At 72.7% G+C, this 12,545-nt stretch carries 16 protein-coding genes; 9 read left to right on the forward strand and 7 right to left on the reverse strand.

The genetic code is table 11. The features are described from left to right. Together VFW24_17985 and VFW24_17990 are read left to right on the forward strand one after the other, a co-directional pair. On the forward strand, window positions 1–903 hold a 903-nt coding region (locus VFW24_17985), incomplete at its 5' end, for an MFS transporter (GenBank protein HEX5268660.1). Between the two features lie 56 nt (window positions 904–959). Then, window positions 960–1,421, forward strand: coding sequence for a cyclic nucleotide-binding domain-containing protein (locus VFW24_17990; GenBank protein HEX5268661.1), 462 nt, complete (start codon window positions 960–962; stop codon window positions 1,419–1,421). On the opposite strand, the gene VFW24_17995 is transcribed toward VFW24_17990, so the two are convergent. Both VFW24_17995 and VFW24_18000 read right to left on the reverse strand, forming a co-directional pair. Then, the gene (locus VFW24_17995) at window positions 1,418–1,819 is read right to left on the reverse strand and encodes a response regulator transcription factor (protein ID HEX5268662.1); all 402 of its coding nucleotides are present in this window, start codon (window positions 1,817–1,819) and stop codon (window positions 1,418–1,420) included. The two genes, VFW24_17990 and VFW24_17995, sit on opposite strands and share 4 nt — an antisense overlap. Before the next feature lie 85 nt (window positions 1,820–1,904). Next, the gene (locus VFW24_18000) at window positions 1,905–3,848 is read right to left on the reverse strand and encodes a glycosyltransferase family 2 protein (GenBank protein ID HEX5268663.1); all 1,944 of its coding nucleotides are present in this window, start codon (window positions 3,846–3,848) and stop codon (window positions 1,905–1,907) included. Window positions 3,849–3,903: 55 nt separating this feature from the next. On the opposite strand from VFW24_18000, the gene VFW24_18005 reads away from it, so the two are divergent. Next, window positions 3,904–5,334, forward strand: coding sequence for an AMP-binding protein (locus VFW24_18005; protein ID HEX5268664.1), 1,431 nt, complete (start codon window positions 3,904–3,906; stop codon window positions 5,332–5,334). Window positions 5,335–5,347: 13 nt separating this feature from the next. Here VFW24_18005 and fdhD read toward each other — a convergent pair whose 3' ends face one another. Then, complete coding sequence (gene fdhD / locus VFW24_18010) at window positions 5,348–6,199, reverse strand: formate dehydrogenase accessory sulfurtransferase FdhD (protein HEX5268665.1); 852 nt, start codon at window positions 6,197–6,199, stop codon at window positions 5,348–5,350. Window positions 6,200–6,217: 18 nt separating this feature from the next. Here fdhD and VFW24_18015 point away from each other — a divergent pair, with 18 nt between their 5' ends. Then, a complete protein-coding gene (locus VFW24_18015; protein HEX5268666.1) occupies window positions 6,218–7,366 on the forward strand; it encodes a DUF5009 domain-containing protein in 1,149 nt (382 codons plus the stop codon). Between the two features lie 15 nt (window positions 7,367–7,381). On the opposite strand, the gene VFW24_18020 is transcribed toward VFW24_18015, so the two are convergent. Further along, window positions 7,382–7,786 carry a response regulator gene (locus VFW24_18020; GenBank protein ID HEX5268667.1) on the reverse strand — a complete coding sequence of 135 codons (405 nt, stop codon included), beginning with the start codon at window positions 7,784–7,786 and terminating at the stop codon, window positions 7,382–7,384. 177 nt (window positions 7,787–7,963) lie between these two features. Here VFW24_18020 and VFW24_18025 point away from each other — a divergent pair, with 177 nt between their 5' ends. From VFW24_18025 to VFW24_18045, 5 genes are all read left to right on the forward strand, one after another. After that, window positions 7,964–8,218, forward strand: coding sequence for a hypothetical protein (locus VFW24_18025; GenBank protein HEX5268668.1), 255 nt, complete (start codon window positions 7,964–7,966; stop codon window positions 8,216–8,218). Between the two features lie 9 nt (window positions 8,219–8,227). Beyond that, on the forward strand, window positions 8,228–8,383 hold the full coding sequence (locus VFW24_18030) for a hypothetical protein (GenBank protein ID HEX5268669.1): 156 nt from the start codon (window positions 8,228–8,230) through the stop codon (window positions 8,381–8,383). A 61-nt stretch (window positions 8,384–8,444) separates the two neighbouring features. Further along, window positions 8,445–9,563, forward strand: a complete 1,119-nt coding sequence (locus tag VFW24_18035; GenBank protein ID HEX5268670.1) for a hypothetical protein — start codon at window positions 8,445–8,447, stop codon at window positions 9,561–9,563. A gap of 38 nt (window positions 9,564–9,601) precedes the next feature. Further along, complete coding sequence (locus tag VFW24_18040) at window positions 9,602–10,108, forward strand: hypothetical protein (protein ID HEX5268671.1); 507 nt, start codon at window positions 9,602–9,604, stop codon at window positions 10,106–10,108. A 24-nt stretch (window positions 10,109–10,132) separates the two neighbouring features. Beyond that, on the forward strand, window positions 10,133–10,450 hold the full coding sequence (locus VFW24_18045) for a hypothetical protein (protein HEX5268672.1): 318 nt from the start codon (window positions 10,133–10,135) through the stop codon (window positions 10,448–10,450). Between the two features lie 93 nt (window positions 10,451–10,543). Here VFW24_18045 and VFW24_18050 read toward each other — a convergent pair whose 3' ends face one another. The 3 genes from VFW24_18050 to VFW24_18060 form a co-directional block, all read right to left on the reverse strand. Continuing rightward, window positions 10,544–10,774 carry a hypothetical protein gene (locus VFW24_18050; GenBank protein ID HEX5268673.1) on the reverse strand — a complete coding sequence of 77 codons (231 nt, stop codon included), beginning with the start codon at window positions 10,772–10,774 and terminating at the stop codon, window positions 10,544–10,546. 5 nt (window positions 10,775–10,779) lie between these two features. Beyond that, entirely contained in the window at window positions 10,780–12,327 is a 1,548-nt protein-coding gene (locus VFW24_18055) for a hypothetical protein (protein ID HEX5268674.1), read from the reverse strand. Continuing rightward, window positions 12,305–12,545, reverse strand: a 241-nt coding sequence (locus VFW24_18060) for an FHIPEP family type III secretion protein (protein ID HEX5268675.1), incomplete at its 5' end; no start/stop codon positions are given. The genes VFW24_18055 and VFW24_18060, both read right to left, overlap by 23 nt.

The following is a 12,545-nucleotide window of genomic DNA, read 5'->3' on the forward strand; positions in this document are numbered from 1 at the left end:
CTGTTCCGCATCCGCGCCTTCACCGCCGGCACCCTCTCCAGCTTCCTGGCCGCCGTGGGGCGCGGCGGGCTGATGTTCATGCTGATCATCTGGCTGCAGGGGATCTGGCTGCCCCGCCACGGCTACTCGTTCGAGTCCACCCCGCTCTGGGCGGGGATCTACATGTTGCCGCTGACCGCCGGGTTCCTCCTGGCCGGGCCCATCTCGGGCATCCTCTCGGACCGTTACGGGTCGCGGCCCTTCGCCACCGGCGGGATGGTGACGGCCGCCCTCAGCTTCGTGCTCCTCGAGCTGCTGCCGACCAACTTCAACTACGTGCTGTTCGGCCTGCTGCTGCTCCTCAACGGTTTGGCCATGGGCGCCTTCGCCTCCCCCAACCGGGCCGGGGTGATGAACAGCCTGCCGCCGCAGCACCGCGGCGCCGGGGCGGGGATGAGCGCCACCTTCCAGAACTCGGCGCAGGTCCTGTCGATCGGGATCTTCTTCAGCCTGATGATCGCCGGTCTGTCGTCCAAGCTCCCCCGCAGCCTGTACACCGGGCTCACCGCCCACGGGGTCCCGGCCGCGGCGGCCTCACGCGTGGCCCACCTACCGCCGGTGTCGACCCTGTTCGGCGCCTTCCTCGGCTACAGCCCCGTCCAGCACCTCCTCGGCCCCACCGTCCTCAGCCAGCTGCCGAAGAGTCAGCAGAACGTCCTGGTGGGCCGGCAGTTCTTCCCGGACCTGATCTCGGCGCCGTTCCGCTCCGGGCTCCACGAGGCGTTCACCTTCGCCATCGTGGCGTGCGCCGTAGCGGCGGTGGCGTCGTGGCTCCGGGGGGGCAAGTACCACTGGACCGAGCAGGTGTCGGTGGAGGACGAGCTCAGCCTGCAGGAGGACCCGAAGACCATCTCGCGGCGGTAGGCGATTCGTTCTCGGGTCCGATTCGCCCGGAAGGGACCCCGGCTTACGGTTCTTCCATGACCAACCGCCGTGCCCACCGCCGGACCTCCATGGACAAGGCGGCCACCCTGGCCGACCTGCCGTTCCTGGCCCACTGCTCCCGCGAGGAGCGCGAGGTGCTGGCGGGAGCGGCCGACGAATGTCTCCTGCCTGCCGGCCACGTCCTGATGTGGGAGGGGGATCGGGGGACGGAAGCCTTCGTGATCCTCGAGGGGACGGCCGAGGTGGCCGTGGCCGGAGAGGTCGTTGCCGTCGTCGGCCGGGGCCAGACCGTCGGCGAGATGGCGCTCATCGACAGGCGACCCCGCAGCGCCACGGTGGTGGCCCGATCCCCGATGCGCGTGCTGGTCGTCGGGAACCGCCATCTGGGCGCGTTGGTCGGCCAGGCGGGTGTGGCGCGGGGCCTGTTGGAGGTCGTCACCGCCCGCCTCCGCAACGCGGACGAGCGGGCGGTCGTGCCGGCTGAACCGGTGGGTTAGACGGCCACCACCCGGTCGCCGTGCAGCTCGGCGAGCAGCTGGGCCTGCCACTGGGGGGAAGCCGAGTCCTTCTCCACCACGGCGTCGGCGCCGAGCTCCCGGAGCCGGGGCTGGATGAGCGCCGAGGCCTGACCCGAGAGCACGACGATCTTGGCGTCGGGAAGCTCGGAGCGGAGCTCGGCGAGGGCCACCTCGCCGTCGACCTCGGGCAGGCCCAGGTCGAGCACGATGGCGTCGGGGCGCAGGCTGTGGGCCCGGTCGATGACCTCCTGGCCCGAGGTGGCTTCCCCCACGACCTCCAGGCCGTCCTCCAGCTCCACCAGCCAGCGCACCAGGTTCCGCATGCCCTGCTGGTCCTCGGCTATCAGCACCCGCCGCGTGGTTCCCGCCTCGTCCACCCTGGTCCCCTCTCCTAAAAGTCCGGTACTGGCCCTTTCTTCGTCCGGGTCGGGTCGGATCTGAGGACAAACCGGCGGAAAGGCGTCAACCGCGTGCGGCGCCGGCCAGTTGATCGAGGAGCCGTCCGGCCCTGTTGATCCGGTCGCCGACCAGCCGCACCGCCCGGCCCCGGTCGTCACGGCGGGCAATGTCGTCGGCGGCCCACCGGCCCCGCCCCGCCCGGCCTATCGGATCGGCGGCGACCTGCCGCATGACGTCAGCCGTGAGGGCCACGCACTCGGCCGTCCCCCCCGCCGCGGCCGGGTCCAGGAGGAACGAGTTGCGCGTGGTGACGACCGGGGGATTGGCCGGATCGATCAGGGCCAAGATCGGGACCCCCGCCTGCATGGCCGCCAGGGGGGCCGGAGCGAGGCCCCGGGCCCCGGTGAGGGCCACGTGGCAGTCACCTGCCGCCGCCAGATGCGACCCCGTGAGCCCGGCCGGGTCCAGGTCGAGCACCGAGACAGCCGGGTGGTCTCCGGCGATGTCCATCAACGGCTGCACCCGCCACGGGAGATGCCGCCCTCCCGTCACCCCGACGAGCAGGTGGGCCCGATCCTCGGGGCCGAAGGTCCGGGTGAAGGCGGCGATGGCGATTGCCGCATCGTCGAAGGTGTCGTAGAAGCTCGGTCCCGCCGAAAGATCGAGGGCGGCCGTGAAGGTGAGCTTCTCGGCCGTGCCGGTGACCGACCGGATCTCATCCCCTGACGCGAACGGTCCGTCGGGGGACGGAGGCAGGAACAGAGAGATCCCGACCGATGCCGAGTCGGCGTAGGCATGCAACGCCGGGTTGGCGATCCAGAGCTCATGGGCCATGCCCAGGGCGCGGGGCTCGGGCACGAGCGCGCCCGGCCAGCCCCAGAACGCGATGACGTAGCGGTCTTCCACGAAGCCCGGGCCCCGCTCGGCCAGGAACGAGGCTACGGCGTCGGGTTCCGAGCAGACCACGAGGATGCCGCACGAGTGACCGGTCCCGTTGAGCGAGTACGGAGGGGGGAGATCGGGGGGACAGGCGCGGTGATAGGCGGTCACGTCGTGGTCGACACCGGCCGCGGCCAGCAAGTCGGCGGCCAGGGCCATGGTGCGGCCCGGCCGCCCGTGGGGGCCGACGGGCCCGACGACGTGCACGGCATCGCGGCGGAGGCGCCCGCCGGCGCGCCCTTCCGCGCCACCGGCGGAGCCGGGGACGCTCGCGTAGACGCCGTTGTGCCCCACCATGTCGGGCGCCGCCCGCTCACCCCACCTCTCGTTCAGGAGGCGGACGTTCTCGGTGACGCGCGAGAAGCGCTCCGGGCCGGACACCGACTCGTGGTGGGTCAGGGTGCTGCGCGGCTCGTACACCACCCGACGGCCGGCCGCCCGAACCTTGAGGCACAGGTCGACGTCCTCGTTGCCGTTCCAGTAGGCCTCGTCGAAGCCACCGATCTCCGCGAACAGCTCGCTCCGGATCGCCAGGGCGGCGGCGGTGACCGCCTGCAGATCGGCGCGCGTCTCGACCAGGGCGTCGTCGGGAACCGAGCCGGCGAGGCGGTGGTACCCGTGCAGCTCGTCGCGTCCGACGTCGCGCACCAGCAACACCCCTGCGTGCTGGACCAGCCCGTTCGGGAACAGCAGCTTGCTCCCAACCACGCCTACGTCGGGCTCGGTCTCCAGTACCTCGATGAGCGGCTCCAACCAACCGGGATGGGGCTCGGTGTCGTTGTTGAGGAAGACCAGGTAGCGGCCCCGCGCCACCTCGGCGCCCTGGTTGCACGCCCGGGCAAAGCCCAGGTTCTGGTCGTTGCGGACGACCCGCACGTCCCCCGACAGGCCGGCCAGCAGCTCCGGGGTGGCGTCGGTCGAGCCGTTGTCGACCAGCACCACCTCGTAGGTGCCCGCCGGGGTGGCGCCCGCCAGCCTGACCAGGCAGGCGTGGGTGTACGCCACGTTGTTCCAGACCGGGACGACGATGCTGGCGGCAGGGCGCGACTGATCATCGGGCAGTTCCACGATTTGGTTTCGGCGGGCGGGGCCTCCGGCCTTTAGCGCGGCAGAATCCGGTCCCATGGAGCTGCTGGCCGGCCTGGTCGGGAATGCGGGGGAGCCGGTCTCGGACCACCCCACCGCGGTCCGCGTGGGGGATACGGCGGTCTCCCACGCCGAGCTGGTGGAGCGGGCGGCCTCCAGCGCGGCCCGCCTGGCCCCCGGCCGGCCGGTCGCGGTCCACGCCGCCCCGACCATGGACACCGTCGTCGCCGTGGTGGCCGGCCTGCTGGCCGGGGCACCGGTGGTCCCCATCTCGGCCGACGTCGGCCCGGCCGAGCGTGACCACATCCTCCGCGACTGCGGCGCGCGCGCCGCCGTCGGACCCGGGGCCTGGGAGGGGTCCGGACTGGAGGTCGTGCCGTTGGCCCGGACCGGAGCGGTCCTCGCCCCCGGCCGAACGGTAGGCGCCGACCCGGGCCCGGCCCGGTCCCCCGCCCTGATCATCTACACGTCGGGGACCACCGGCCCTCCCAAGGGGGCGATGCTCTCCGCTCGGGCTCTGGCCGCCGACCTCGACGCCCTGGCCGAGGCGTGGGCCTGGACCGCCGATGACCACCTGGTCCACGGCCTGCCGCTGTACCACGTCCACGGCCTGGTCCTCGGCGTGCTGGGCGCCCTGCGGGTGGGCTGCCGGCTCACCCACACGGTGCGGCCGCTGCCCGAGGCCTATGCCGCCGCCGCGTCCGCCGGCGGCTCACTGTTCTTCGGAGTGCCGACCGTGTGGTCCCGGCTGGTCGCCAGCCCGGGCCACGCCCGGGCGCTGGCTTCGGCCCGGCTGCTGGTCTCGGGGAGCGCGGCCCTGCCCGCCGATACCTTCGGGGCGCTCCGCGACCTGACGGGCCACGAGCCCGTCGAGCGCTACGGCATGACCGAGACGCTCATCACCGTGTCGGCCCGGCATGACCGCTCGCGGCGGCCCGGATACGTGGGCTGGGCCCTTCTCGGGGTCGAGACCCGGATCGTCCCCCCCGACGACCCCGAGCGGGGCGATAGTGGCGAGGAGTCCGTCGGCGAGCTCGAGGTACGCGGCGCGACTCTTTTCGACGGCTACGTCGGCCGGCCTCCATCGGCCGGATTCAGCGCGGACGGCTGGTTCCGCACGGGGGACGCCGCCACCGTCGACGCCGCCGGCCTCCATCGCATCGTCGGGAGGCTGTCGACCGATCTCATCAAGACCGGTGGCTTCCGCGTCGGGGCCGGCGAGGTCGAAGACGCCCTTCTGGCCCACCCCGCCGTGTCGGAGGCCGCGGTCGTGGGCGTCCCCGACGTCGATCTGGGCCAGCGCATCGTGGCATTCGTGGTGTGCGACGGGGCGGGGGACCGGGAGCTGCAGGAATGGGTGGCGGGGCGCCTGTCGGTGCACAAGCGCCCGCGGGAGGTGCGGATGGTCGACGCCCTGCCCCGCAACGCCCTCGGCAAGGTGCAGAAGGCCCGCCTCCTCGAGGGGTGAGCGGCCCGCGCCCTCAGCTGTCCTCCCAGGTGATCCGTTCCGGACAGGAGTAGACGTTGGCCGAGGCGCCGCGGGCGAAGCCGACCAGGCAGATGCCGAGGCTCTCGGCCGTCTCCACCGCCAGGCTCGAGGCGGCCGAGACCGCGACGACGACCGGCACGCCGGCAACCGCCGCCTTCTGGACGATCTCGAAGCTGACCCGACCGGAGACCACGAGGGCGGCGTCTGAGAGCTGGACCCGTCGCTCCAGCACCGCCCACCCGGCCAGCTTGTCGACGGCGTTGTGCCTGCCGATGTCCTCTCTCACCGCGAGGGACGCGCCCGCGCGCGTGAACAGACCGGCGCCGTGCAACCCGCCCGTGCGCCCGAACACCCGCTGACCAACGCGCAGCCGCTCCGGCAGGGCCATGAGCATCCCGCCGGGGAACGGTGCGCCCGGCCCGAGGGGCCGGCACCGCGCCAGCAACCCGTCCAGGCTGGCGCTCCCGCACACCCCGCACGAGGAGCTGACCGCCCCGACGCGGCGGCGCCCGATGGCGATGGGACGGTCGACCTGGACCGTGACCGTGTTCAACCGGTCGTCGGCTCCGGCCGTCCCGTCGGCATCGCAATAGCGCACGGCTCGCACCCAGGCGCCGTCCTCGATCACCCCCTCGGACAGAAGGAAGCCCACCGCCAGCTCGAAGTCGTGGCCCGGGGTGCGCATGGTCACCGCGACCGTCTCCGCCGGCCGGCCCGGCCCGGCCACCCTGATCTCCATCGGCTCCTCGGTGACGAGCTCGTCGGGCAGCTCGAGACGGCGCTCACCGCGCACGGCCAGCACCCGTCGGTCGGTGACGGGACGGCGGGGCGGCAGGACGCTCACCTGGTCCATTATCTCCGGGTGGCGGAGCCGGCACGTCTGCAGTCCCTGGACGTGCTCCGGGGCGCCACCATCGCCGCCATGGTCCTGGTCAACGACCCGGCCATGGGCCCGCCCTACCTGTACCACCAGCTGACCCATTCGCCGTGGAACGGCTGGACCTTCGCCGACACCATCTTCCCCGCCTTCCTGTTCATGGTGGGAGTGGCAATGCCGTTCTCGCTGGCGCGCCACCTCGACGGGCGGGCGCCGAAGCGCTCCGCCCTGCTGCGGATCGGCCGGCGGGTCCTGCTGCTCGTGGCCCTCGGCCTTCTCGTCAACGGCTTCCCGCTGCTGCTCGGGGACGGCCACAGCGTCCTCGGGACGCTCCGCCTGCCCGGCGTCCTGCAACGGATAGCCATCGCCTACCTCGTGGCCGCCGTCGCCGTCCTGTTCCTGCGGCCCCGGCACCAGGCCGTTCTGGCCGCGGCGCTGCTCGTCGGGTACTGGGCGGCCCTGCGCTGGGCGCCGGTGCCCGGCTACGGGGCCGGGTCGCTCACGCCCCATGGGAACCTGGCGGCATGGGTCGACCGGACCGTGTTCGGCCGTGACCACATGTACGGAGGGGGTGTGCCCGGCTACGACCCCGAGGGACTGCTGGGCAGCGTCGTGGCGGCAGCGGGCGTGCTGTTCGGCAACTGGGCCGGAATGCTCCTGCGGGCCCGGCACCCGCGGCGCTTCACCGTGGCCGTCCTGCTCACCGCGGCGGTCGGCGCGAGCGGCGCCGGGCTGCTCTGGTCCCACGACGTCCCGATCAACAAGCGGATGTGGACCCCGTCCTACGTCCTGCTGATGACCGGGCTGTGCCTGGCCGCCCTGGCCCTGTGCCACGTCGTGTTCGACCGCCGCAGCCGCGTCGCCGGCGCGGCGGGGCTCCCCTTCCGGGTGCTCGGGGCCAACGCCGTGGTCGTCTATTTCGGCTCCGAGCTGTCCGCCGCCGCCCTGGCCCACTACCACCACGCCGTCAAGGGGATCCCCGACGCCCCGATCCCCTTCTGGATCTGGCTGCGCTACCTGACGGCGCCGTTCGGCACCACGGGCGGGGCTCTGGCCTACGCCGGCGCCGTCCTTCTCCTGTGGTGGATCGGGCTGGCCGTGCTGTACCGCCGCCGGTGGTTCCTGCGGGTCTGAGCGCCGACCCGGTGACTACAGGCTCTGCCGACCGGCAACCGGGTCCCGGCCGGTGAGACAGCTGCGCACGAGACCCACGACCTGCTCGGGGGGGAAGGGCTTCTCGAGAAGGTGCTCGACCCGCCTCAGCGCCTCGACCACCCGGGGGTCGTCGGGAGCCAGGCCGGTCAGCACGATGACGTCGGTGCCCGGCGAGTCCCGCTGGATGGTGGTGAGGATCTCGAGCCCGGAAGCCCCGGGCAGCTGGAGGTCGAGAACGACCAGGTCGAAGGCCACCTCGTGAACCAGTTCGAGGGCCTGGCTGCCGTCGCCGACCGAGGTCAGGTGGAAGGCCGGCTCCCCCGTCATCTCCAGTACCAGGAGATCCCGCAGGCCGTCGTCGTCCTCGACGATCAGAATCCTCTTCGCCTGCTCGTCCACCCGCCTCCCCCACCTGCCATTCCGGACCAGTAGGGCGAATTCTACGTTCTGTGACAAACGCCCGCTCGCTCGCCGGGGCCGGACCGGGCCGGGCCGGGCCGCAGGTTAAACATCCCCAAACGAAGGGAATCACCGCTGAGCACCGGGGTCGAACCCGGATCACAAGGAGAGCTTCGCATGGGCATAGGAGCAAGCGTTCTGCTCATTGCTGCTGGCGCCGTCATGGCGTTCGCGGTGAACGTGACCGGCCACGGCTTCAACATCCACACCATCGGCCTGATCCTGATGATCGTCGAGGCCATCGGGCTCCTGACGGCGCTGACGATCGGCGGCATGGGGTCATGGGGCGGCGTCCGCCGTACGACCGTGGTCGACGACGGCTACGCCGACCCGGCGGCCGGACGTCGCGTCGTCCGAGACACCTACCGGTAGGAGGAAGCCATGGGACTGGTACTCGCCGTACTCATCCTCGCCATCCTGTTCGGCGGGCTGGGCTTCGCCATCCACGCCCTGTGGGTCCTGGCGGTCATCCTGGCCCTGGTGTGGGTCGTGGGCTTCTTCGCCCGGGGAGCGGAGGCCCGCTGGTACCGGTGGTGAGCCCCACGTAGCTGGGGCAGACTCGGGGAGCGGGCAGGGCGCCCGCGCCAGGAGGAGCGCCGTGTCCGTCCCCGATCCCCTCGACGAGTACCCGATCCACCAGGCGCCGCTCTCGATGCGGTTCCCGGCCACCAGCGACCGCAACGCCTACGACCGCTGCATCATGCATGCCTTCGCCGACGACGGCTCGACCTACCTGGTGACCGGCCTCGGCGTGTACCCCAACCTCGGTGTCATCGACGCCTACGCCACGGCCCGGCGGGGACGGACCCAGGTGGCCGTGCGGGCGTCGGACGCACTGGGAACCGACCGGATGGCGCAGGCGGTGGGCCCCATCCGCTTCGAGGTGGTGGAGCCGCTCCGACGCCTCCGCGCCATCTGTGACGCGGATGCCCTCGGGCTCTCCTTCGACCTGACCTACACCGCCGTTTCCGAGGCCTTCGAGGAGCCGCGCCACGTGATGCACTCCGGGTCCCGGATCACCATCGACGGCTGCCGCTTCGTCCAGACCGGGCGCTGGACCGGGACCTTCAGCTTCCAGGGCCAGGAGACCGATCTCGACGGCACACCCTGGTCGGGTGACCGGGACCGGTCGTGGGGGATCCGGCCCGTCGGGGAGGCGGAGCCGGCGGGGAGGTCGTTCCGCGATCCCACGACCGGCATCTGGTGGTGCTGGGTGCCGCTGCGGTTCCCGGATTACACGATCGTGGTGATCGCCCAGGAGGACCCGCTGGGGCGGAGGACGCTGACCGAGGCGGTGCGCATCTGGCCGGCGGGATCGGGACGTCCCGACGATCAGCTGGGCTGGCCCCGCTTCGACATCAGCTACCGGCCCGGGACCCGTTTTCCCGAGCACGCCACCATTCACCTCAGCGAACGGGACGGCACGCCGGTCACCCTCGAGATCGACCCCGTCACCTCCGTCTCGTTGAACGTCGGCTGCGGCTACGGGTCCGACCCCGATTGGAGCCACGGGCTGTGGAAGGGCGAGAAGTGGGTCGACGGGTCGGTCTACGACCTCGACGACCCGGCCGTGCGGGGCCGTACCGCCACGTCGATGATCGACCACGTGGCCCGGGCCACCTGCAACGGGGAAGCGGGCATCGGCATCTTCGAGCACGCCTGCCTGGGCCGCCACGACCCGTCCGGGTTCAGCGGATGGGAGGACATGGGCCTCTGAGGCCCCCGTCCGCCGCCGCCACCAGTTAGGTTCACAGAGTGGAGGTCGACAGCTACCGCTTCCTCCCGCGCAGCTTCCGAGCCCGCTACGAGGACCCGCCCCGCCTGGCCGGGGAGGAGGAGCCGGTGTGGGCCCCGTTCACCGCCCGCCTGGCGGAGGCCCGCGTGGCGCTGCTCAGCTCGGCCGGCCTCTACCTGGAGGGCAGCCAGCCGCCTTTCGACGCGGCCGGGGAGCACGCCAACCCGATGTGGGGGGACCCGTCGTGGCGCGCCATCCCCCGCTCGGCCCGGCAGGGGGACCTGGGCATGATGCACCTGCATGTGAACGACGCCGACGTGAAGGCCGATCACGAGGTGGCCCTCCCGCTGCGCGGCCTCGACGAACTGGTCGCCTCCGGGGTCGTGGGCGCGTCCGCCGACACGCATTTCTCCGTGATGGGCTACCAGGAGGAGGGGTTGGAGGTCTGGCGGGACCGGACCGCCCCCGAGATCGTCGAGGTCCTGCGCGACGAGCGGGTCGACGGCCTGGTGCTGGCCCCGGTCTGACCGGACTGCTGCCGAAACGTGCCCGTGCTGGCACGACGAATCGAAGCCAGCGGGATCCCCACCGTGGTGGTGACGATGATGCCGGCGGTGGCCGGACACATGCTGGCGCCGCGGGTGCTGGGAGTGGAGTTCCCGTTCGGCCACTCCTTCGGACCGCCCCACGACCGATCGCTCCAGATGGCGGTGCTGTCCACGGCGCTGCGCCTCTTGGCGGGTGCGAGTGGACCGGGAGCGCGCGTCGACATCGACGTCGAGTGGCCCGTTCCGGTCAAGGAGGCCTACCGCAGCTGGCAGCCCGCCGAACCCAGCCCGATCGTCGCCATGCTGATGGGCCGCCAATAGCGGCGGGCCCCCGGGTCCTGCCGACCTCGCCCGCCGCGTGCCGTGGGGACCACAGCCCCACGCCACCCGGCCATCCGCGAGGGGTGCGACCCTTTAAGCCTCGGCGGGAGCGCCGTCCCCCGATGGGGCGCCGGCCGGGTCCTCGACCGGCTCGCCCGTGTGATGGGACACGACGGACTTCACCAGCGCGACGGCGGCCCAGGCCACGGCCATGCCCACGAAGATCCGGGCCAGGGCGGCACCCGGGTCGATCTGGCCGCCCATGGCGCCCTTGACGGTAGGCAGGGCCAGCAGGAGCCCGACGGCTAGGACCAGAGGTGTCATCTCAGTCAGGCGGCGGCGCGCAGGCGTCCGGCCAGCAGCGCCGTCCAGGCCTCGGGCGAGGCGAGCTGCCCGTCGAGCAGCGCCACGGGGATCCCGGTGCCGAGCACGGCGGCGGGACTGGTGGTGGCGTCGACATCCTCGAGGGCCAGGGCGTCGACCTGTCCCACGGCGTCGGACCACGCCGCCACGTCCTCCGGCTTGCGGGTCGCCTCGACGACACCCCAGACCGCGGCGGGCTGCAGGGCCTCGATGACGTTGTTGGCCCAGGTCTCCCGCCCCGAGCCGGGGGCGGCGGCGATCGACACGACCGTCGGCCTGGTCCGGGCGGCCCACTCCTCGGCATGCGACTCCGCCGCCGCGCCACACCCGATCACCATGCGCTGCGATCCGGCCTCGCCCACGTCGGCGGGGGAGGCGATCACGACGTCGGCGGGGTCGAGTCCGATGCTGAGGGCCAGCCGGGAGGCCAGGACGAGCGCCCGGTCGGCGGCCCCGATGACTGCCATCACCTCGCCCGGCTGCAGGCAGACCGGCGGGGCCATGGGCATCCGGGACAGCGCCCGGTACAGCGCCGGGACCAGCCCCAGGCGCCCGTCAGCGGGCAGAAGCGAGGTGGGCAGTCCCATGCGCTTGAGCGCGGGCCGGGCCCGCGCCGGCGTGATGCCGTTGAGCCCCGCCTTGGCATCGGCGGGCGGGAGGGGGACGGCCTGCAGCTCGGCGAGCACGGCCCGGCGCTCCTCGGCCACGGCGGTCCCGGTCGGGAGCATCGGCTCCGCCGCAGCAAGCGCCGGATGCAGATCCTGGGCGTCGGTCAGGTCGATCTCTCCCTCGATCACGTCGGCCTCGGGTTGCGTCTCGGCCATCTCGGGCCGGGTCAAGGCGGGCCCGGCCATCTCGGGCTCGGCCATCTCGGGCTCGGCCATCTCGGGCCCGGCCATCTCGGGCCCGGTCATCTCGGGCTCGGCCATATCAGCCTCGGTGAGGTGGATCTCGGCCCTCTCGACGTCGGCCATCTGCGCCTCGTCGATCTGCGCCTCGTCGATCCAGGCCTCAGCCGAAGCCGGCTCGCTTGCAGTCTCGGCCATGGCGCGCGCCGCGGACATCTGGCGGAGCAGCGCGGTGAGGTCCTCGTCGGCCACGGCGTCGACCTGGGTCGGCGCCGGCGTGGGGTCGGCGGCCGGGACCGTCGCCACCGGTGCCGGCTCGGCTTCCGCCACCGGCTGGGCGTTCTCGGTCAGGCGGCGGAGCACCTCGGCAAACGGCGCGCCCTCGGTCGAGGGCACCGGCACCTTCCGCTCCCCCGCGTCCGGCGCAGCCGGCGCGGGCGCGATGCGTGCCGCCCGACGCCGTGCCGAGAGCAGGGTCGGACGGGAGACCGGCTCCTCGGGCCCGTCCACGACCACCTGGTACGTCTCCCGGGAGAAGAAGCCGCCGACGCCTCCGCGCCGCACCTTCTCGGCCGAGATGATCTGGGCCGACGGCCCCAGCTCCGACTGGATCCGGGCCAGGACCTTCTGGATGTCGGGACCCTCAAACCGTCGCCGCGACAGCAAGGTTCACCACTCCAATCTTGTCGGGACGGACATACGGCCCGAGCTCGTTGACGGACATGACAGGTAGCCGGGGGGCCGCCGCCCGCACCAGGCGGTGAAGGGCGGGGCGCAGACGCCCCGTGCAAAGAAGCACCGGGCTGGTGCCCTCGGCCTCGGCGGCCTGGGCCCGGGCGGCCACCTCCACCACGAGGGCCTCGGCCAGGCCGGGGTCGATGGCG

It is taken from the genome of Acidimicrobiales bacterium (assembly GCA_036273495.1).
GTDB lineage: Bacteria > Actinomycetota > Acidimicrobiia > Acidimicrobiales > JAJPHE01 > DASSEU01.

Excerpts from the sequence above, each read along its gene's own strand:
- VFW24_17990 (HEX5268661.1), top strand. The coding sequence starts at position 960 with ATGACCAACCGCCGTGCCCACCGCCGGACCTCCATGGACAAGGCGGCC.
- VFW24_18005 (HEX5268664.1), top strand. The coding sequence starts at position 3,904 with ATGGAGCTGCTGGCCGGCCTGGTCGGGAATGCGGGGGAGCCGGTCTCG.
- VFW24_18025 (HEX5268668.1), top strand. The coding sequence starts at position 7,964 with ATGGGCATAGGAGCAAGCGTTCTGCTCATTGCTGCTGGCGCCGTCATG.
- VFW24_18030 (HEX5268669.1), top strand. The coding sequence starts at position 8,228 with ATGGGACTGGTACTCGCCGTACTCATCCTCGCCATCCTGTTCGGCGGG.
- VFW24_18050 (HEX5268673.1), bottom strand. The coding sequence starts at position 10,774 with ATGACACCTCTGGTCCTAGCCGTCGGGCTCCTGCTGGCCCTGCCTACC.